Below are 19,251 nucleotides of genomic sequence, written 5' to 3'. Positions count from 1 at the left end.
CAGCGCGCCATTTCACGGCGTGCCGCGCTGTAAAGCCGGGACCGTTACCAGCGCAATACCCTGTCATGCGCGGGCTCGACCCGCGCATCCATCACCTTTTGGAAGACCCTTCAAAGGATGGATTCGGTACGGTCCCGGCTCCGCGGCGCGGCATGAAGAAGGCCGCACCGCGTCCGCCACACCGGCGAGGTCAGAACGAGATCTTCAGGCCGCCGTTGCCGTAGAAGTCGTTGCCGCCGGTGCGTGCAAAGGTTTGCGACACATTCGCCGTCAGCGCGACGTTGTTCCAGACCGGCGCCACCACGCCGGCGGCGACACGGCCATAGACGTTGCGCGAATTGGTGTTCGGGATTGCCCAGTTGTTGATGATCAGCGGAGCCGACGTGGCGCCGAACTGGACAATGCGGCCGTTTCCAATGAAGTCGTCATCCGCCGTCAGGTTCACATAAGGGCTGATGATCTTTCCGGCGACCCAGAACGGAAACCGGAATTGCGCGCCGACGCTTCCGATCAAGGTATCGGCCACCTGCTGTCCGACGTTAAGTGTCAGCACGGGATCGCCGGATTCGGTGTAGCCGTCGACCTTGGCACGGGCATAGAGCAGGCTGCCGATCGGGCCGACCTGAACCTTGTCGGGGGTGCCGAACAGGTAGCCCACCTTGCCGGCGGCGACAAAGCTTGTTCCGTCGGGGTTAGAGGTGATGGTGTCGACGATACCGGGACGGACGTTGCGGTAGTTCTGCCAGCCGAACGTGGCCAGCCCCTGCGCGAAGAAGTTGGCGTTGGTCCACGCGCCGTAAGCACCGAGCTGGTAGGAATTCGCTTCGGTGGTGCCCTGATTGTTGAACAGTCGCGCCTTCGGATTGGAGTAGTCGAATGCGCCGCCGACAAAGGCATTGGCGTTGATGCGATACTCGGTGCCGATCGTGCCGCCGACGCTGTCGAGATTGAAGCCCCTCGACGCCACATTGGCCTGGCGATCGCTGACCGCGCCATTGGCCAGCATGTAGAACGACCACGGATTGTAGGCAACCGGGCGCGGCGGCGGCGCCTTGGTATAGGGCACCTTCAGATCGGCCGCATAGGAATTCATGGTCGCCGCGAACCCGCTGGTTTCGCGGAAGGTGTCAAGCCTGCCGAACAGGGTAGATGCAAAGCCCGTGGCGGAGGATAGACCGACATCGGCCTGCGGCGCGATGGTGAGCGGCGCATTGAGCCGGTTGACAATGTATTCGCCGACGATCGTAAAGCCCAGCGAGGTCAGGTGCACGCCGTCGAAATAGAACAGAAACTGGTTCTGCAGCGCGGTATTGCCGATGCACGCCAGCGGACAGGCGCCGACATTGGCGACGCCGTAAGCCGACGGATTGGCCTTGATCTGGGATCCGATCAGCGAAATGTCGACCAGTTCGACGCGCACCCCGGAGCGCGCGATGGCGGCGAGCGCGGTCTGCATCTGGGCGTTATAATTTTGGCTGAATGCGGTGCCGATCGGGGCTGCCGGATTGCCGGTGGCTTCCGGCAACTGGCCGACATCGCCGGTTGTGAAAACGAGATTGCGCGCACCTGCGGCGACCAGCGCATTGATGCCGGCCAGCGCCTGATTGGCGCTCACGGTAGCGGCCGCGTTCACGCCCGCCAGCGTGCCGCCGGTCTGGTAATAGGCGCGGGCGTCGTTGCCGCCGATGCTGATCTCGACCAGGTCGGACGGCGCGATCGTCTTGCCCGCCGCGACAAATCCCTGCCACTCCTGCCTGAAACCGGGAATGCCGGGACCGACGACATTGGTCGCTCCGGTCTGTGCGCCGCCAATGGCGAAATTGTTCTGGGGAATTCCAAGCAGCGACGAGGTGGTGTCGACGAAATTAGTGCCGCCGCTGAACCGGCCGGTGGGATATTGCACCGGATTCGGAACTCCCAGGATCTTGAACAGGTTTCCTGTGTCGGCGTAACTGTCGCCGAACGCCTGGATGACACCGAAGGTCGTCTGAGCCTTGGCTTCGGTGATCGGCAAAAGCGCCGCGCCGGCTGCCAAGATCGATGCGCAAACAAGTCCGGTATTTCGTGTTGAAGTCATCGCCCCATCCCCCGATGCGTTGAATATCGTTGGAAAGGCTTTCACGGCTCTGTCTGCGACACAAGCGCACACAGCGCGTGGTTGCGCGCGCTTGGTGGTTTTTTGGGCGATGTGCCCTTAAAGCATCAGTTTGCGGCGCACCAAACGCGCAAGCTGCTTGAAACCTGTCCATCGAGGGAGGCGTGTCCGGCCCCGCTGCCGGATTTGTAGCCAATAGACCGGCTGGCTGCGACGACGGTGCTATCGCTGGTTGTTATTGCAGTCCGATCGTCGTCAAATCCTGAAACCAATGCTGCGCCTGCTCGAATTTCTTCACCTTGGGCGAAAGCGCATGCGGATTGGTGTCATGCACCACCCATACCAGCGCGGCATCGTCGACGATCAGCGCATGCGCCTGCGCCAGCAGTTCATCCTGCCGGGCCGGATCGAAATTCTGCTTGGCCTCGTCGATCAGCGCATCGACCTTCGGATTTTTGTAGCCGCCCCAGTTCACGCCGACCGGGGCGATCTGGCCCGAATGGAAAAAGCGGACGATGGCGTAAAGCGGATCGGACGTCACATAGGCGATGTTGTTTGAGGTGATGCCGGCATTCATCTCGTCGGCGGCGCCCTTCCGCCAGTGCGTGTAGAGCGTTTCCAGCTCCACTACCTTGAAGTCGATGTCGATGCCGATTTCCTTGAAACTCTGCTGCAGGAATTCGTTCATCGGCAGCGACAGCATCTGCCCGGTGCCGCCTTGGGCGATGATGAATGTCGTCTTCAGCGGCTTCTCGGGCGAGTAGCCGGCTTCCTGAACCAGTTTCTTGGCCGCGGCGAGATCGTATTTGATATCGAAGGCGGGGGCGCCGAACCAGGGGCTGGAAGGGTCTACCTGACCTTTTGCCGGCTTCGCCAAGCCATTCATCAGGCCGACGACGGCGTCGCGGTCGATCGCGAGATTGAGCGCCTTGCGCAGGCGCAGGTCGGTCCACGGCGAACCCGGCAGCACGCTCAAATGATAATTCCAGACGTGCGGCGTGATGTTGTCGACGATCCGCATGCCCGCGGATTTCAGTTGCGGCACGGCATCCGGCGCCGGCGTTTCGATCAGATCGACTTGCCCCGCGAGCAACGCGTTGGTCCGCGTCAAGGCTTCCGGCATCGGGATCAGGATCAGCTTGTCGGTTTTCGGAATTCGTTTCTTATTCCAGTAGTCGTCGTTCTTCGTCAGCTCCGCGAGTTCGCGCGGCACCAGTTTTGTCAGCCTGAATGGACCGGTGCCCGCGGGCTGGCTGGCGAATTTGTCCCAGTCCCGGCCGAGCTTTTCGTACTGCGCCGGGCTTGAGACGAGAAACCACAGCATCTGATACGGAAAGAACGAGTCGACGGCCTTGGTGGTGATTTCGACGGTGGAATCGTCGATTCTGGCGTAGCCCGCAACCGAGGGCAGGCGAGTCTTCACCTGCGCGCTCTGGCGCTTGTCGAATTGCGGCGCCTTGTCATTCAATACTTTGTCGAGATTCCAGATCACCGCATCGGCGTTGAAGTCGCTGCCGTCATGGAATTTAACACCCTGCCGCAACGTAAACCGCCACTTCTTCTTGTCGGTGTCGTCGACCTTCCATTCGGTCGCCAGCCCCGGCACCAGTTTGCCCGGCCGGTCGGACACGTCCATCTCCCAGGCCACCAGCGGATCGTAGATCGTATAGGCGGTGAATTGGTAAGCGCCCGCGCCGCGATCCGGCTGCCCGGTGGTCAGCGGAATGTCCGCCATCGAAATACCGTACCGCACAACCGACTCGGCTTGTACGGGACCCATGGCCGCAATGGTGACCGTTAGGGCCGCAAGAAGGATCGAGTTTCGGATGTGCATGAACTAAGCTCCGTTGAATGAACTTTTCGGAGTTAGCAAAGCAAGCTTGATGCCAGCTTAGGCATTGTAGCTGCACGTCGCGCCGGCCCGCGACCAATTGCGCCCGCAGCTATAATCGCGCGAACGCTTATCGTCATTGGCACAGCCGTTGCATAAGATTGCATAAGAAATAATCACCAAGGTCGAGAAGGAATGATCACGATGCGTACCGAGAAACCCGCAAAAAGCCGGACAGCGACAGCTTTGATGCTGCTGAGCGTCGCATCGGCTTTTGCATTGCCCCAAGTCGCAGGCGCCGAAACCGTTTTGCGCATCGGCATGACCGCGGCCGACATTCCGCGAACGCTGGGCCAGCCGGATCAGGGGTTCGAAGGCAACCGGTTCACCGGTCTCACCATGTACGACGCGTTGACGATGTGGGATCTTTCTTCCGCGACCAATGCGAGCGTCATGATTCCCGGCCTTGCGACCGAATGGGCGGTGGACGCATCCGACAAAAAGAAATGGACCTTCAAGCTTCGTCCCGCAGTGACGTTTCACGATGGTTCGCCATTCAACGCCGACGCTGTAGTCTGGAATGTCGACAAAGTGCTGAAGCAGGATGCGCCGCAATTCGATCCCAGCCAGGTCGGCGTTACCGCCTCGCGCATGCCGACGCTGGCTTCGGCGCGCAAGATCGACGACATGACGGTCGAATTGATGACCAAGGAGCCGGACAGCTTCCTGCCGATCAACCTGACCAATCTGTTCATGGCAAGCCCGGCTAAATGGCAGAAGCTTTATGAAGCGTCCGAGGGCGCCGACGCCAAAGGGAAGTCGCAGGCGGCCTGGGCGGCATTCGCCAAGGATGCGTCCGGCACCGGTCCATGGAAAATGTCGAAGTTCACGCCGCGCGAACGGCTCGAATTGGTGAAGAACGAAAATTACTGGGACAAGGCGCGCGTTCCCAAGGTCGACAGGATGCTGCTGCTGCCGATGCCGGAGGCGAACGCGCGGACCGCTGCATTGTTGTCCGGCCAGGTCGATTGGATCGAGGCGCCGGCGCCGGATGCGGTGGCGGAAATCAAGCAGCGTGGTTTCGTCATTCAGAGCAATGAGGAGCCGCATGTGTGGCCGTGGCAGTTTTCGCGCATCGAAGGCTCGCCATGGAACGATATTCGCGTTCGCAAGGCAGCCAACCTTTGCGTCGACCGCGAAGGGCTGAAGGAAGGATTGCTCGCAGGGCTGATGGTTCCGGCAACCGGCACCTTCGAACCCGGTCATCCCTGGCGCGGCAAGCCAACCTTCGAGATCAAATATGACAAGCCCGCCGCGCAAAAGCTGATGCAGGACGCGGGCTTCGGGCCCGGCAAGAAGCTCGCCGTCAAGATCCAGACCTCCGCGTCGGGATCGGGTCAGATGCTGCCGCTGCCGATGAACGAATATCTGCAGCAGGCTTTGGCCGAATGCTATTTCGACGTTCAGCTCGACGTCATTGAATGGAATACGCTGTTCACGAACTGGCGGCGCGGCGTCAAGGATCCCTCCGCCAACGGCGCCAACGCCACCAACGTGACCTATGCGGCGATGGACCCGTTCTTCGCCATGGTGCGCTTCCTGCAGTCGTCGATGGCGCCGCCGGTATCGAACAATTGGGGCTTTATCAATAATCCCAAATTCGATGAACTGGTGACCAGGGCGCGGCAGACCTTCGATCCGGCGGAACGGGACAATGCGCTGGCCGAACTGCACGCGGCCTCGGTCGATGACGCGGCTTTTCTCTACGTCGCCCATGACGTGGCGCCGCGAGCGATGAGTCCGAAGATCAAGGGTTTCGTGCAGCCGAAAAGCTGGTTCGTGGACTTCTCGCCGGTCGGCATGACGCCCTGATCCGCTTATGCAATCGCGCTCGATATCTCAATCGTCATGGCCGGGCTTGACCCAACTGGCTTCCCACATCTCGTCATACGCGGGCTCGACCCCGCGTATTCCTCACTTCGGAAGAGTCGTTTCGAAGCGGATGGATTGCCGGGTCAAGCCCGGCATGACGGCCGAGATGTGCATATGGCGGGGTCAAGCCCGGCCATGACGATGAGATGGGTGCATCCAGTAGGGCTTGGCCCGGCCATCACGCCTTGACGACCGGCAAGAAAGACATGGATGCCCGGGACAAGCCCGGGCATGACGAAGATAACTGAAAGCCACACGTGCTCGTCTATATCGCCCGGCGTATCGTCTATGTGATCCCGATCATCATCAGCGTGGCGCTGGTGTGTTTTCTGCTGGTCCACATTACGCCCGGCGATCCGCTGGTCGCGGTGCTGCCGGCGGATGCGTCGCAGGAACTGGCGCAACAGCTCCGTGTCGCCTACGGCTTCGATCGCCCGCTGCCGGTGCAATTCGGGCTCTGGCTCTGGCGGGCGGTCAGCGGCGATCTCGGCAACTCCATCGCCACCGGACGGCCGGTATTATCCGAAGTGATGCGTGCGGTGGGCAATACCGTCACGCTGGCCATCGCAGCGGCGATGATCGGCTTTACGCTCGGATTGTTCTTCGGATTGATCGCGGGATATTTCCGCGACACCTGGATCGACAAGGTCGCCACCTCGATTGCGATCGCCGGCGTCTCCGTGCCGCATTACTGGCTCGGCATGGTGCTGGTGATCATCTTTTCGGTTCAGCTCAACTGGCTGCCCGCGGTCGGCGCCGGACCGGGCGGTTCGGGTCAATGGGCCTGGGACTGGGAACACATCCGCTATCTGATTTTGCCGGCGATCACCACGTCGGTGATTCCGATGGGCATCGTCACCCGCACCGTGCGCGCGCTGACCGGCGACATCCTTTCGCAGGACTTCGTCGAAGCGTTGCGCGCAAAAGGCCTTCGCGAAACCGGCGTGTTCCGCCATGTCATCAAGAACGCCGCACCGACCGCGCTGGCGGTGATGGGCCTGCAACTCGGCTACATGCTCGGCGGCTCGATCCTGATCGAAACCGTGTTCTCGTGGCCGGGTTCGGGGCTGCTGCTCAATTCCGCGATCTTTCAGCGCGATCTGCCGCTGCTGCAGGGCACGATCCTGGTGCTGGCCCTGTTCTTCGTGTTTCTCAATCTCGTGGTCGACATCGCGCAGGCCTCGATCGATCCGCGCATCAAGCGGAGCTGACCCATGAGCGCAATGGCCGATAGTGCTCTTCAGGCGCCGCCCGCAGCAAAAGCGCGCGGCTACTGGGCGACCGTCGGCCGGCGCATTGTGCGCGACAAGGTCAGCATGATCTGCGCCTTTATTCTGATAGCGATCTTTCTCTCCGCGCTGTGCGCGCCGTGGCTGCATCTCGCCGATCCCTATCAGGGTTCGATGATCCGCCGCCTTCGCCATATCGGCACGCCGAACTATCCGCTCGGCACCGATGAACTCGGCCGCGACATGCTGGCGCGGCTGATCTACGGCGGACGGCTCTCGCTGGTGATCGGCATTCTCCCGGTGATTCTCGCTTTTCTGATCGGAACGTCGCTTGGCCTGATCGCGGGCTATGTCGGCGGCAAGATCAACACCGCGATCATGCGGACCATCGATATCTTCTACGCATTCCCTTCGGTGTTGCTCGCGATTGCGATTTCCGGCGCGCTGGGTGCCGGCATTGTCAATTCGATCGTGTCGCTGACCGTCGTATTCGTGCCGCAGATCACCCGCGTTGCCGAAAGCGTCACGACCGGCGTGCGCAACATGGATTTCGTCGAGGCGGCGCGGGCGTCCGGCGCCGGTGGCTTCACCATCATGAGAGTGCACATGCTCGGCAACGTGCTGGGACCGATCTTCGTCTACGCAACCGGACTGATCTCGGTGTCGATGATCCTGGCTGCGGGCCTGTCGTTTCTCGGCCTCGGCACCAAGCCGCCGGAGCCGGAATGGGGCCTGATGCTCAATACGCTGCGCACCGCGATCTATGTCAATCCATGGGTGGCGGCTCTGCCCGGCGCGATGATCTTCGCGGTCTCGATCTGCTTCAACCTGCTCAGCGACGGCATGCGCAGCGCCATGGACATCCGGAACTGATGCGATGAACGAGACCAATGCGGCGATCGACATGCTCGAACCGATGGAGGATCGCGGCGGCGCGGCGCAGCCGCTGCTGCGGGTCGACGGCCTGACCAAGCATTTTCCGGTGCGCGGCGGTCTGTTCGGCAAAAGCAAGACCGTGCGCGCCGTCGACGACGTGTCGTTCTCCATCGCCAAGGGCGAAACCGTGGGCATTGTCGGCGAGTCCGGCTGCGGCAAGTCGACCACCGCGCGGCTGCTGATGCATCTGATGAAACGGGACGACGGAGACATCGTCTATGACGGCATGCAGGTCGGCCGCGCATTGTCGCTGCGTCAATTGCGCCGCGGCATGCAGATGGTGTTTCAGGACAGCTATGCCTCGCTCAACCCGCGTTTGACCATCGAGGAATCGATCGCGTTCGGCCCGAGGGTGCATGGAATGGACGATGCGGCGGCCCGCGTTCTGGCGCGCGAACTGCTGGGCAAGGTGGGACTGCGGCCGCAGACATTCGCCAACCGCTATCCGCATGAGATTTCCGGCGGCCAGCGCCAGCGTGTCAACATCGCCCGCGCGCTGGCGCTGTCGCCGCGCCTGGTGATTCTCGACGAAGCCGTGTCGGCGCTGGACAAGTCGGTCGAGGCGCAGGTGCTCAATCTGCTGGTCGATCTCAAGCGCGAGTTCGGCCTGACCTATCTGTTCATCAGCCACGATCTCAACGTGGTGCGCTATATTTCAGACCGCGTGCTGGTGATGTATCTCGGCGAAGTGGTCGAACTCGGTCCGGTGGACCTGGTCTGGGACGCGCCGGCGCATCCCTATACGCGGGCGCTGCTGGCGGCGATGCCGTCTTCCGATCCCGATAACCGGACGAAGACGCCGCCGATTACGGGTGATCCGCCCAATCCGATCGATCCGCCGCCGGGATGCCGGTTTCACACCCGCTGCCCGTTCGCGGAGCCGCTATGCGCCGGCGCAACCCCGAAGCTGACCGATCTCGATACAATGGGGCATCAGGCGGCGTGCTATATGGCGATTCCCGGTTCGGGCCACAGCCTCGCGCCATCCAGCGGAGCGGACCTCACATGACAAAACCCAGCCCCAAGGAAATCAAGGCCATGACCAGGGTCGCAGGCCTGCCGGTGACCGACGAGGTTGCGGCACGGATCGCAAATTCCATCGGTCCGGCGTTCGAAGGGTTTGCCCCGGTTGCCGGAACGCTGGCGTTCGATCTTGAGCCGGCGACATTCATGATCGTGCAGGCCGGGCGGGCCGGCAAGTGAGCGCAGGGCTGGCCTTGCTGTCATTGACGTCGGTGGTGCAGGCGATCGCCGAAAAGCGGGCGTCGTCGCGCGAGGTGACGCAGTCCTGCCTCGACCGCATCGCGCAATGGCAACCGCGCCTGAATGCGTTCATGGCGGTCGAAGCGGACGACGCGCTCGCCGCCGCGGACGACGCCGACGCCGCGCTCGCCCAAGGCCGCAGCCGCGGCGCGCTGCATGGCGTGCCGCTGGCGCACAAGGATATGTATTACGATGCCGGCAAGATCGTCACCTGCGGCTCTAAAATCCGCCGCGACTGGGTCGCGACCACCACCGCGACATCGTTGCAGCGGCTGAAGGATGCCGGCACCGTTCGCCTCGGCTCCTTGCAGATGGCGGAGTTCGCCTACGGGCCGACCGGCCACAACGCCCATTACGGCCCGGTGCACAACCCATGGTCTGTCGACCATGTCACCGGCGGCTCGTCGTCCGGATCGGGCGCGGCGGTCGCCGCGCGCCTGACCTTTGCGGCGCTGGGATCAGACACCGGCGGTTCGATCCGGATGCCGGCGCATTTCTGCGGCGTTACCGGGCTCAAGACCACGGTTGGCCGGATCAGCCGCGCCGGCGCGATGCCGCTGTCGCAGTCGCTCGACACCGTCGGGCCGCTGGCGCGAACGGCGGAGGATTGCGCCTTGCTGCTCGGCCTGATGGCCGGCGCGGACCCCGGCGATCCCACCGCCATCGGCGGCGCGGTGCCGGATTATGCGGCGGCCACGCGCGAATCCCCTCAGGGCCTTTCGGTCGGCGTGCCGGCGGCGTTCTATGTCGACGATCTCGATCCGGATACCGCGCGGATACTCGATGAAACCGCGACGACCTTGAAGCGCGAGGGCGCCCAGGTCGTGCAGGTCGAATTACCGGACCAGCGCCAGCTTACCGCCGCGTGCCAGCTTGTGCTCGCCGTCGAAGCGGCAGCCTTTCACAAGCGATGGATGATCGAGCGTTCGCAGGATTACGGGCCCCAAGTGCTGATGCGGTTGCAGAATGGACTGGCGATTCCCGCTGTGTCCTATCTCGAAGCGGTGCGTTGGCGTGCCCCGGCGTTGGCGGCCCATCTTGCGGCCACCGCCGGCGTCGATCTTGTGCTCGCCCCGGTGGCGCCGGTTGCCGCGCCAACCATCACCGAGAGCGATGTCGGCAACAGTCCCGATGCGGAAGCCGTCATTCAGCGGCTCACACGCTTCACCCGGCCGGTCAATTATCTCGGCTTGCCGTCGCTGGCGATACCGGCGGGGTTCAGCGCTGCGGGTCTGCCGGTTGGGATGCAGCTCATCGGCAAACCGTTCGACGAATTGACACTGCTCCGGGCCGGCGCCGCATTTCAGCGCGCGACCGATTTCCATGCGCGATGTCCGGAACCGACATGACCAGCCTGGTCCAGATCCACGATCTCAACATCCGCTTCACCGGCGAGCGCACCGTCCATGCGGTCAACGATCTCAGTCTCACGCTCGGCGAGGGCGAAGTGCTCGGCTTGCTCGGGGAGTCTGGCTCGGGCAAAAGCGTCACGCTGCGCGCGCTGATGCGGCTGCTGCCGAAAAAGCGGACGCAGATTTCGGGAAGCATCCAGGTGCTGGGGCGCGACGTGCTGGCGCTTGACGACGAGGAGTTGTCGGCGTTTCGCGGCCAAAGCGTGTCGATGATCTTCCAGGAGCCGGCGCTGGCGCTGGATCCGGTTTACACCATCGGCCGGCAGATCGCCGAATCGGTGATGCGCCATGAAGGCAGAAGCCAGGCCGACGCGATGGCGCGCGCGCTGGAGATGCTGGAGGTGGTGCGGATCCCGTCGGCCAAGCGCCGGCTCGACGCCTATCCGCATGAGATGTCCGGCGGCATGCGACAGCGCGCCATGATCGCGCTGGCACTGGCCTGCAAGCCGAAAATACTGCTCGCCGACGAGCCGACCACCGCGCTCGATGCCACCGTACAGATCCAGATCCTGCTGCTCTTGCGGGAATTGCAGCGCGAGTTCGGCATGTCGGTGATTTTCGTCACCCACGATATCGGCGTCGCCATTGAAATCTGTGACCGGATTGCGGTGATGTATGCCGGCCAGATCGTGGAAACCGGCACGCTCGGCCAGATCGTGCGTTCACCGATCCATCCTTATGCGCGGGGATTGCTGGCATCCACGGTGCAGGGCGCCAAACGCGGCCAGCGGCTGGAAACCATCCCGGGAACACCGCCCTCGCTCGACCACGCGCCGGTCAGCTGCTCGTTCGCGCCGCGGTGTGGTTTCGCGCAACCGCGCTGCGTCGAACAGCTTCCGCCCAATGTGCGGGTGGGATCGGACCGTATCGCCAGGTGCATTCTGGCGGAAGGGGGAGCCGCCGTTTCGACCTGACCGGTACATCAGGCGGCGGCAACGCAGCGACGAAGCAATCCAGTCTGCGCCTGCGGCTCTAAATTGAGTCGCTGCGCTCGCGATGAGGAATCGGGGAACGGATGCGTCAGCCGCCGACGCCGGGGTCGGCCCAGCGCTCGATCTGGGCGGCGCCGACGATCTGCTTGGGCTGATGCGGGTTAAGGGTGCCGGCGGTCGCCGACCATCCCTTGGCCAAAATCTGCATCGCGAACAATTTGGCGTCGATTTCCGATTTGAAAGTCCTGGTGGATCGTACCAGGCCGGTGGCGCTGGCATCCGTCTTTACGGCTTTATCCGGACCGAAGGCCACATACCAGGTGTCAGGCTGCGTCATCCGGCCATAACGCGCAGGATCGCCGAAAGTTTCGCCGCCCATAAGAAGGCCGTCCGCGATGGACGGCCTTCGTTGATCGATGCAATCGCGATCACTCGACGATTTCGACAATCCGGTGGCTGCGCGGTTCGACCACCACGGTGCGGCCATTGACCACCGTGTAGCGGTAATCCCGGGCGCCGTATTCGGGCGGCACCTCGTAATAGGTCACGCCCTCTTCGGGTAGCACGGCGCCGACCCGGACATCCTCGCGGTACTGATAGGAGGGACGCCGCTGCTCGACGACGTAGCTGTGGAAGCGCGGGCGCTGCTCGACGCCCAATACACCGGCGACACCGCCGACGACGCCGCCGATGGTGCCTCCGACGATGGCGCCCACCGGGCCGGCAGCGCGCTCGCCCTCGCGGGCGCCGCGTTCGACGCCTCCGGGCACGCCCTGCGCCTGGGCCAAGGCGGGAATGGCGACGGCCGCAACAATCGTTGCAACTCCGATAAATCGGCGGATCATGATGGCTCCTGAGATGATGGATGAGGTGTGAACCCAAGCCGCGACGGCGAAAAAGGTTCCGCTTTGCAGTCCGAGCTGAGCGGCGCCCTGCCCGAATGCCGCGGGTATGCGCTCAGTGGTCTGGTTCCGTCTCCGAAAACCGGCGGTGACGCACACCGTTCCTGGCAACAGACCCGGCAATGACTGGCGCTCCGCCAGCGCACCGTCGCCTATCGCGTTTAAGTTAACGCAACTTACATGGACGATGGCATAAAACCTCGGTAAAAGACCAGCTTTCCACGTCCACTGAAGAGATCGCGCTTAATGGCAGCCATTCCCGGCGTCCGGCGTTCCGAACTCGGTGAAGCGCTGCGCGCCTGCCGCAACGCTTTCATCGGCGTCGGTATCATGAGTTGCATGATCAATCTCCTGTACCTGACCGGCTCCATCTTCATGCTGGAGATCTACGACCGGGTGCTTCCAAGCCGAAGCGTGCCCACCCTGGTCGGCCTGGTCATCCTCGCCGGAGGATTGTACGTCGCCCAAGGCGTTCTCGACCTGATCCGGGGACGCATACTGGTCCGTATCGGTACGTCGCTCGATGAGGCGCTCAGCGGCCGGGTGTTTGAAACCGTGGTGCGGCTGCCGCTGATCGCGGGCGGCCGCAGCGAAGGGCTGCAGCCCTTGCGCGACCTCGACAACATCAGGTCGTTTCTCTCCAGCATGGGCCCTGGCGCGTTCTTCGACCTGCCATGGCTGCCGTTCTATCTCGCGATCTGCTTTGCCTTTCATGTTCTGATCGGTCTGACCGCGCTCGTCGGCGCCATCATCCTGGTCATCCTGACCATCCTGACCGAGTTCCTGACCCGCGGGCCCGCGCGCGAGGCGATGGGGCTGGCGGCGCGGCGCAACGACCTCGCCGCCGCCAGCCGGCGAAACGCGGAAGTGCTGGTGGCGATGGGGATGTCGGGCCGCCTGACCCGGCGCTGGAGCGCTGCCAATCAGAATTACCTTTCAGGCAGTCAGCGCACCAGCGATGTCGCGGGCGGGCTCGGCGCCACCGCCAAGGTCATGCGCATGACCCTGCAGTCGGCGGTGCTCGGCGTCGGCGCGTATCTGGTGATTCACCAGGAAGCGACCGCGGGCGTCATCATCGCGGGCTCGATCCTGAGTGCGCGGGCGCTGGCCCCGGTCGACCTCGCGATCGCGCACTGGAAGGGTTTTGTCGCGGCGCGGCAGAGCTGGCATCGCCTGAACCGACTGCTCGGATCGATGCCGGCGCAGACCGCGCCGACACGGTTGCAGAATCCCTCCAAGCGTCTGTCCGTGGAGAATATCAGCATCGTCCCGCCCGGCGACCAGAAGATCATCGTCCAGGACGTGACCTTCGCGCTCGAAGCGGGCAACGGGCTGGGCGTCATCGGGCCAAGCGGATCCGGCAAGTCTTCACTGGTGCGGGCGCTGGTGGGGGTGTGGCTGCCGGTGCGCGGGAAAGTCCGGCTCGATGCCGCAGCCCTCGATCAGTGGTCGTCCGACCTGCTCGGGCAACATGTCGGATATCTGCCGCAGGACGTCGAATTGTTCGCAGGCACGGTTGCGCAAAATATCTGCCGCTTCGATCCCGACGCCAAATCGGAAGACATCATCGCCGCCGCCAGGGAGGCCGGCGTTCATGAGATGATCGTCAAAATGCGCGAGGGCTACGATACGCAAGTCGGCGAGCAGGGGGTTGCGCTGTCGGCCGGCCAGGCGCAGCGCGTTGCGTTGGCGCGGGCGCTGTATGGAAACCCGTTTCTGATTGTCCTCGACGAGCCGAATTCCAATCTCGACACAGAGGGCGACGAGGCTTTGACGCGGGCGGTCCGCGCCGCGCGCGAACGCGGTGCGATTGTGGTGGTCGTTGCGCACCGTCCGATCGGCATCGAGGCCGTCGATATGCTTCTTGTCCTGAAGGACGGGCGCATGCAGGCCTTCGGTCCCAAGGACCAGGTGCTCGGACAGGTATTGCAGCGGGTCGCTCCGCCGACCCCGATCAAGATCGTGTCTGAGGGAGGCGTTGCAAAATCATGAGCGACGACGGTGAGGTAAAAGGCGCGCGCCGTTCGATCAGGCTGCATCTGATCATCGGGCTCGCGGTGGTCATCGTTCTGGCCGGCGGGTTCGGCGGCTGGGCATCGACCGCGCTGATCTCCGGAGCATTGATTGCGCCGGGAGCGGTCGTCGTGGATTCCAATGTGAAGAAAGTCCAGCATCCGACCGGCGGCGTGGTCGGCGAGGTGCGCGTGCGGGACGGCGACGTGGTCAAGGCCGGCGATGTCGTGGTGCGCCTCGACGACACCGTCACCAAGGCCAGCCTCGCGATCGTGGTCAAGACGCTCAACGGCCTCTATGCGCGCGCGGCGCGGCTGGAAGCGGAGCAGCGCGGCGAAAGCAAGCTTACCTTTCCGCCGCAGCTCACCGAACGCGCCGACGATCCCGACGTCAAAAACGTCATGACCAGCGAAAGCAAGCTGTTCGAGGTGCGCGTCACCGGCCGCGCCGGGCAGAAGGCGCAGTTGCGCGAACGCGTCTCGCAATTGAACGAGGAGATCGGCGGCCTGACCGCGCAGGAGCAGGCCAAGGACAAGGAAATCGCGCTGATCGAGAAAGAGCTCGTCGGGGTCCGTCAGCTCTACGAGCAGCACCTCGTTCAACTGACGCGCCTGACCACCTTGGAACGCGACGCCGCCCGGCTCAACGGCGAGCGGGCGCAATACATCGCATCGCGCGCGCAGGCAAAAGGCAAGATCACCGAAACCGAACTGCAGATCATCCAGGTCGACAGGGACATGGTCAGCGAGGTCTCCAAGGATTTGCGCGAAACCAACGACAAGATCGGCGAGTTCGTCGAGCGCAAGGTGACCGCGGAAGATCAACTGCGGCGGGTCGATATCCGCGCCCCGCAGGACGGCATGGTGCTGCAGAACAACGTGCACACCGTGGGCGGCGTGATCACCGCCGGTGACGCCATGATGATGATCGTGCCGCAGGCCGACGATCTGTCGGTCGAGGCCAAGGTCGATCCGAAGGATATCGACAAACTGCAGATCGGTCAGAAGACGCTGCTGCGGCTGTCGGCATTCAACCAGCGTACCACGCCGGAATTGAACGGCCTCGTCACCCGGGTGTCGGCCGACGTCACCACCGACCAGCGCACCGGACAGAGCTATTACACCATCCGCGTTTCGCTGCCGCCCGCAGAGGTCGCCCGTCTCGGCGACGTCAAGCTGATCCCCGGCATGCCGGTCGAAGCCTTTGTGCAGACCGGGGACCGCACCATGCTGTCCTATCTGCTCAAACCGCTGAACGATCAGTTGATGCGCTCATTCCGCGAGCGGTGAGCCGCTGCCTTGCGGGGACGACAGCCGTCAGCGCGATAGATTCTGCAGCAGGTAATTCAGCGCCGTGCTCGCGAATACATGCATGTTGGCGAGCCGGTCGGCGCTGCCGGTTTCCAGCGTCATGGCCAGTTGCCCCGCCGCTCCGGCCACCGCCATGCAGGTATGGCCGACGGGGTCGCCGTGGCGGTTGCGGGCCGGCCCGGTCGCGCCGGTTTCCGACAGGCCCCAGTCGCAAGAAAAGCGGCTTCGAACCCGCGTCGCGAGCAATTTCGCGTAAGGCTCCGAGGCCGAGCGGATGCCGTTCATGTCCCCGTCCTGGATGTCCATCAGGATCCGTCGCGCGTCGGGGGTGTAGACTACCGCCGCGCCGAGGAAATACGCGGAGGCGCCGGGCACCGCCAGCAGCGCCGCCGAAATCAGGCCGCCGGTCGAGGATTCGGCGACCGCAATGGTCTGGCGCCGCTCGATCAGTCTGGCGGCGATTTCTTGCGCGATTGGAATGAGGTCTTGCATAGGCTCAATCCTTCCCTGAGGCGCCGTCACTCGCGTTCGTCGTCCCCGCGAAGGCGGGGACCATAATCCAGTACTCGGTCATAGCGCGTGATGGCGCAGCAAGTATACTACCACTGCGGTCAAACATCGGTGTCACGGCGTATGGGTCCCCCGCCTTCGCGGGAGCGACGGTGGAGGGAACAACCAAATGACGTCCCCGATTCCGGGCGGCGTGGATTGCGATCTGCATCCGGCCGTGCCCCATCTCACCAGCCTGCTGCCCTACCTGAACGACTACTGGCGCGATCAGGTGATCACGCGCGGCATGACCGACCTGGTGTCGCAATCCTATCCGCTGAATTCTCCGATCGCGTCGCGGCCCGATTGGCGGCCGTCGCAGGGCAAGCCCGGCTCCAGCCTCGCGGACATCAAGGCGCAGGTGCTCGATAGATTCGCGGTCGGCTACGGCATCTGCAATCCGCTGTACGGCGTGCAGATGGTGTTCAGCGAGGACATGGCGGACGCATTCTGCCGCGCGCTGAACGACTGGCTGGTCAAGGAATGGCTCGACAAGGATGCACGGCTGCGCGGTTCGATCGTCATTCCCGTGCAGAGCATCGAGAAGTCGGTGGCGGAGATCGAACGCTGCGCAAAGGACAAGCGCTTCGTCCAGGTGCTGATGCTGGTGATGGGCGACATGCCGCTCGGCAAGCGCGCCTACTGGCCGATCTATGCCGCCGCGGAACGGCTCGGCTTGCCGATCGGGGTGCACGCCGGCAGCAATTATCACAATCCGCCGACGTCGGTCGGCTGGGGCTCCTATCACATCGAGGATTACGTCGCGCAGGCGCAGGCGTTCCAGACCCAGATGACCAGCCTGATCGTGGAGGGCGTGTTTGCGCGGCATCCCGATTTGAAAATGGTGATGCTGGAATCCGGCTTTACCTGGCTGCCGTCGTATCTGTGGCGGCTGCATAAATTCTGGCGTGGGGTGCGGATGGAAACGCCGTGGGTGGACCGCCCGCCGCTGGAGATTGTGCGCAGCAATATCCGGTTCTCGCTGCAGCCGGTCGACGCGCCTCCGGACCCGGCGACACTAAATCGCCTGTTTGACCATATGCAGTCGGACGAATTGCTCCTATTCTCCACCGATTATCCGCACTGGCAATTCGATGGCGATGCCGTGCTGCCGGATGGAATGTCGGCCGAGCTTGTGCGCAGGATCATGATCGACAATCCGCACGCGACCTACCGCCGCCTGAAGGATGCCGTGACGCAGGAGATGACGCAATGAACATGCAGTTCGGCGCCGGCGCCGAGCAGGCCTTATCGGCTGGCGTCAAAACCGCGATCGCCGACTGCGACATCCACCCTGCGCGCAAGAGCCTGAAGGATCTCTACCCCTATATGGCCAGGCGCTGGCATGCGCATCTCGAAACCTACGGCAAGCATCCCTACCAGGGAATGATGGAAGGCCCGCCATACCCCAAGGCGCAGCCCAACGCCTCGCGCCGCGACGCCTATCCCCCGGACGGCGGCCCGCAGGGCTCGTCGCTGGCATTCATGCAGCAGCAGCACCTCGATCCCAACAACGTCGCGCTCGGCGTGTTGTGTCCGTTGCAGACCGGGCAGGGCATCCGCAACCACGATCTCAGCGCGGCACTTGCCACCGCCGTCAACGACTGGCAGATCGCGGAATGGACCGGCAAGGATGCACGCTTGAAAGGCTCCGTCGTGGTCGCCAACGAGGACGGGCCGGCGGCGGCCGCCGAAATTCGCAGGCGCGCGGGGGACAAGAATTTCGTGCAGGTGCTGCTGCTCAGCCGCAATGTCGAGCCGCTCGGGCAACGCCGCTATTGGCCGATCTATGAAGCCGCGGAAGAGGCCGGATTGCCGGTCGGCGTGCACGCCTTCGGCTTCGGCGGCAATCCGATCACCGCATCCGGCTGGCCCAGCTATTATATCGAGGAGATGGTCGGTCATTCGCAGTGCCAGCAGACCGCACTCGCCAGCATCGTGCTCGAGGGCGTGTTCGAGCGGCATCCGGGCCTGAAGATGGTCATGATCGAGGCCGGCTTCGGCTGGGCGCCGTCGCTGTCGTGGCGGCTGGACAAGGTCTGGCAAAAACTGCGCAGCGAGGTGCCGCACGTAAAACGCCCGCCCTCGGAAACCATCCGCGAGCACATCTGGTGGACCACCCAGCCGATGGAGGATCCGGAGCGGCGCGACCATCTGTTCGACGTGATCGACTGGATCGGCTGGGACAAACTGCTGTTCGCCACCGACTATCCGCACTGGGATTACGACGATCCGTCACGGGTGCTGCCGGCCGGCGTCGGCGACGCCAATCGCGAGGCGTTTTATCTCGGCAACGCGCAGAAGCTGTACGGCGTCACCTGATGACCCGACACGTCATTGCCCCGGTGGATGAATTACCGCCGGGCACGCGAAGATTTCTCACCATCGATCAGCGCCCGATCGCGGTGTTCAACATCAAGGGCGAGTTCTTCGGCCTGCTGAACCGCTGTCCGCACCAGGGTGCGGCGCTGTGCGAGGGGCCCCTGATCGGGCTCGCGCAATCCTCCGACCCCGGCGAGATTCAGTATACGCGGCTGGGCGAGATCATTCGCTGTCCGTGGCACGGCTGGGAATTCGATATCCGCACCGGGCAGTCGTATTGCGACCCGAAACGGTTTCGCGTGAAAGCCTATCCCGCTCATGTCGAATCCGGCGCCAGCGTGGTGAAGGGCCCTTACATCGCTGAGACAGTGGCGGTGTCGGTGGAGAATGACTACGTGGTGGTGGATTTGTGAGTTCGTCGTCTCCGTGAAGCGTTGCCGCATCTTGCGCGTCATCCCCGCGCAGGCAGGAATCCATCACCCCGGCGTTCAAGATTCGGTGAGGTGTTGCAACAAAGTCGCTTAG

17 protein-coding genes are annotated in these 19,251 nt (G+C 63.4%); 12 read left to right on the top strand and 5 right to left on the bottom strand.

All coding sequences use genetic code 11. The annotated features are described in order from the left end of the window. Positions 1-190: 190 nt before the first annotated feature. Both ACFE72_RS09910 and ACFE72_RS09905 read right to left on the bottom strand, forming a co-directional pair. A complete protein-coding gene (locus ACFE72_RS09910; protein ID WP_375412913.1) occupies positions 191-2,077 on the bottom strand; it encodes an autotransporter domain-containing protein in 1,887 nt (628 codons plus the stop codon). A 253-nt stretch (positions 2,078-2,330) separates the two neighbouring features. After that, entirely contained in the window at positions 2,331-3,929 is a 1,599-nt protein-coding gene (locus ACFE72_RS09905; protein ID WP_375412912.1) for an ABC transporter substrate-binding protein, read from the bottom strand. 246 nt (positions 3,930-4,175) lie between these two features. Here ACFE72_RS09905 and ACFE72_RS09900 point away from each other — a divergent pair, with 246 nt between their 5' ends. From ACFE72_RS09900 to ACFE72_RS09870, 7 genes are all read left to right on the top strand, one after another. Beyond that, positions 4,176-5,798, top strand: coding sequence for an ABC transporter substrate-binding protein (locus ACFE72_RS09900; RefSeq protein ID WP_375412941.1), 1,623 nt, complete (start codon positions 4,176-4,178; stop codon positions 5,796-5,798). Between the two features lie 317 nt (positions 5,799-6,115). Continuing rightward, a complete protein-coding gene (locus ACFE72_RS09895; RefSeq protein WP_375412911.1) occupies positions 6,116-7,069 on the top strand; it encodes an ABC transporter permease in 954 nt (317 codons plus the stop codon). Between the two features lie 12 nt (positions 7,070-7,081). Continuing rightward, complete coding sequence (locus ACFE72_RS09890) at positions 7,082-7,960, top strand: ABC transporter permease (RefSeq protein WP_375412940.1); 879 nt, start codon at positions 7,082-7,084, stop codon at positions 7,958-7,960. A gap of 4 nt (positions 7,961-7,964) precedes the next feature. Further along, positions 7,965-9,032: an ABC transporter ATP-binding protein gene (locus ACFE72_RS09885; protein WP_375412910.1), complete on the top strand. Its 1,068-nt coding sequence runs from the start codon at positions 7,965-7,967 to the stop codon at positions 9,030-9,032. After that, positions 9,029-9,226 (top strand): hypothetical protein, encoded by a 198-nt coding sequence (locus ACFE72_RS09880; protein WP_375412909.1) that lies wholly within the window; start codon positions 9,029-9,031, stop codon positions 9,224-9,226. Before ACFE72_RS09885 ends, ACFE72_RS09880 begins: the two co-directional genes overlap by 4 nt. Continuing rightward, entirely contained in the window at positions 9,223-10,635 is a 1,413-nt protein-coding gene (locus ACFE72_RS09875) for an amidase (RefSeq protein ID WP_375412908.1), read from the top strand. Before ACFE72_RS09880 ends, ACFE72_RS09875 begins: the two co-directional genes overlap by 4 nt. Then, a complete protein-coding gene (locus tag ACFE72_RS09870; protein ID WP_375412907.1) occupies positions 10,632-11,612 on the top strand; it encodes an ABC transporter ATP-binding protein in 981 nt (326 codons plus the stop codon). The genes ACFE72_RS09875 and ACFE72_RS09870 overlap by 4 nt, the downstream gene beginning before the upstream one ends. A gap of 106 nt (positions 11,613-11,718) precedes the next feature. Here the strand turns inward: ACFE72_RS09870 and ACFE72_RS09865 are convergent, their stop codons facing one another. Continuing rightward, a complete protein-coding gene (locus ACFE72_RS09865; protein ID WP_375412906.1) occupies positions 11,719-12,009 on the bottom strand; it encodes a hypothetical protein in 291 nt (96 codons plus the stop codon). A 49-nt stretch (positions 12,010-12,058) separates the two neighbouring features. Next, positions 12,059-12,475: a DUF1236 domain-containing protein gene (locus ACFE72_RS09860; RefSeq protein ID WP_375412905.1), complete on the bottom strand. Its 417-nt coding sequence runs from the start codon at positions 12,473-12,475 to the stop codon at positions 12,059-12,061. A 303-nt stretch (positions 12,476-12,778) separates the two neighbouring features. Here ACFE72_RS09860 and ACFE72_RS09855 point away from each other — a divergent pair, with 303 nt between their 5' ends. After that, the gene (locus ACFE72_RS09855) at positions 12,779-14,524 is read left to right on the top strand and encodes a type I secretion system permease/ATPase (protein ID WP_375412904.1); all 1,746 of its coding nucleotides are present in this window, start codon (positions 12,779-12,781) and stop codon (positions 14,522-14,524) included. Continuing rightward, complete coding sequence (locus ACFE72_RS09850) at positions 14,521-15,834, top strand: HlyD family type I secretion periplasmic adaptor subunit (protein WP_375412903.1); 1,314 nt, start codon at positions 14,521-14,523, stop codon at positions 15,832-15,834. The genes ACFE72_RS09855 and ACFE72_RS09850 overlap by 4 nt, the downstream gene beginning before the upstream one ends. Positions 15,835-15,861: 27 nt before the next feature. Here the strand turns inward: ACFE72_RS09850 and ACFE72_RS09845 are convergent, their stop codons facing one another. Further along, positions 15,862-16,347 carry a CinA family protein gene (locus ACFE72_RS09845; RefSeq protein ID WP_375412902.1) on the bottom strand — a complete coding sequence of 162 codons (486 nt, stop codon included), beginning with the start codon at positions 16,345-16,347 and terminating at the stop codon, positions 15,862-15,864. Positions 16,348-16,534: 187 nt separating this feature from the next. On the opposite strand from ACFE72_RS09845, the gene ACFE72_RS09840 reads away from it, so the two are divergent. The 3 genes from ACFE72_RS09840 to ACFE72_RS09830 are packed head-to-tail and all read left to right on the top strand — an operon-like array spanning position 16,535 to position 19,139. After that, on the top strand, positions 16,535-17,620 hold the full coding sequence (locus ACFE72_RS09840; protein WP_375412901.1) for an amidohydrolase family protein: 1,086 nt from the start codon (positions 16,535-16,537) through the stop codon (positions 17,618-17,620). After that, a complete protein-coding gene (locus tag ACFE72_RS09835; protein ID WP_375412900.1) occupies positions 17,617-18,726 on the top strand; it encodes an amidohydrolase family protein in 1,110 nt (369 codons plus the stop codon). The genes ACFE72_RS09840 and ACFE72_RS09835 overlap by 4 nt, the downstream gene beginning before the upstream one ends. Continuing rightward, on the top strand, positions 18,726-19,139 hold the full coding sequence (locus ACFE72_RS09830; RefSeq protein WP_375412899.1) for a Rieske (2Fe-2S) protein: 414 nt from the start codon (positions 18,726-18,728) through the stop codon (positions 19,137-19,139). Before ACFE72_RS09835 ends, ACFE72_RS09830 begins: the two co-directional genes overlap by 1 nt. Positions 19,140-19,251: the final 112 nt, after the last annotated feature.

Source organism: uncultured Bradyrhizobium sp. (assembly GCF_964252615.1).
Taxonomy (GTDB): domain Bacteria; phylum Pseudomonadota; class Alphaproteobacteria; order Rhizobiales; family Xanthobacteraceae; genus Bradyrhizobium.
The sequence above is the reverse complement of the archived record's forward strand: the minus strand, read 5'-3'. Positions and strand labels throughout refer to the sequence as shown.

Coding starts and splice junctions, on each gene's coding strand:
- ACFE72_RS09860 (WP_375412905.1), bottom strand. CDS start 12,475: ATGATCCGCCGATTTATCGGAGTTGCAACGATTGTTGCGGCCGTCGCC.
- ACFE72_RS09905 (WP_375412912.1), bottom strand. CDS start 3,929: ATGCACATCCGAAACTCGATCCTTCTTGCGGCCCTAACGGTCACCATT.
- ACFE72_RS09835 (WP_375412900.1), top strand. CDS start 17,617: ATGAACATGCAGTTCGGCGCCGGCGCCGAGCAGGCCTTATCGGCTGGC.
- ACFE72_RS09850 (WP_375412903.1), top strand. CDS start 14,521: ATGAGCGACGACGGTGAGGTAAAAGGCGCGCGCCGTTCGATCAGGCTG.
- ACFE72_RS09840 (WP_375412901.1), top strand. CDS start 16,535: ATGACGTCCCCGATTCCGGGCGGCGTGGATTGCGATCTGCATCCGGCC.
- ACFE72_RS09855 (WP_375412904.1), top strand. CDS start 12,779: ATGGCAGCCATTCCCGGCGTCCGGCGTTCCGAACTCGGTGAAGCGCTG.
- ACFE72_RS09890 (WP_375412940.1), top strand. CDS start 7,082: ATGGCCGATAGTGCTCTTCAGGCGCCGCCCGCAGCAAAAGCGCGCGGC.
- ACFE72_RS09885 (WP_375412910.1), top strand. CDS start 7,965: ATGAACGAGACCAATGCGGCGATCGACATGCTCGAACCGATGGAGGAT.
- ACFE72_RS09900 (WP_375412941.1), top strand. CDS start 4,176: ATGCTGCTGAGCGTCGCATCGGCTTTTGCATTGCCCCAAGTCGCAGGC.
- ACFE72_RS09910 (WP_375412913.1), bottom strand. CDS start 2,077: ATGACTTCAACACGAAATACCGGACTTGTTTGCGCATCGATCTTGGCA.
- ACFE72_RS09870 (WP_375412907.1), top strand. CDS start 10,632: ATGACCAGCCTGGTCCAGATCCACGATCTCAACATCCGCTTCACCGGC.
- ACFE72_RS09865 (WP_375412906.1), bottom strand. CDS start 12,009: ATGGGCGGCGAAACTTTCGGCGATCCTGCGCGTTATGGCCGGATGACG.
- ACFE72_RS09845 (WP_375412902.1), bottom strand. CDS start 16,347: ATGCAAGACCTCATTCCAATCGCGCAAGAAATCGCCGCCAGACTGATC.
- ACFE72_RS09880 (WP_375412909.1), top strand. CDS start 9,029: ATGACAAAACCCAGCCCCAAGGAAATCAAGGCCATGACCAGGGTCGCA.
- ACFE72_RS09830 (WP_375412899.1), top strand. CDS start 18,726: ATGACCCGACACGTCATTGCCCCGGTGGATGAATTACCGCCGGGCACG.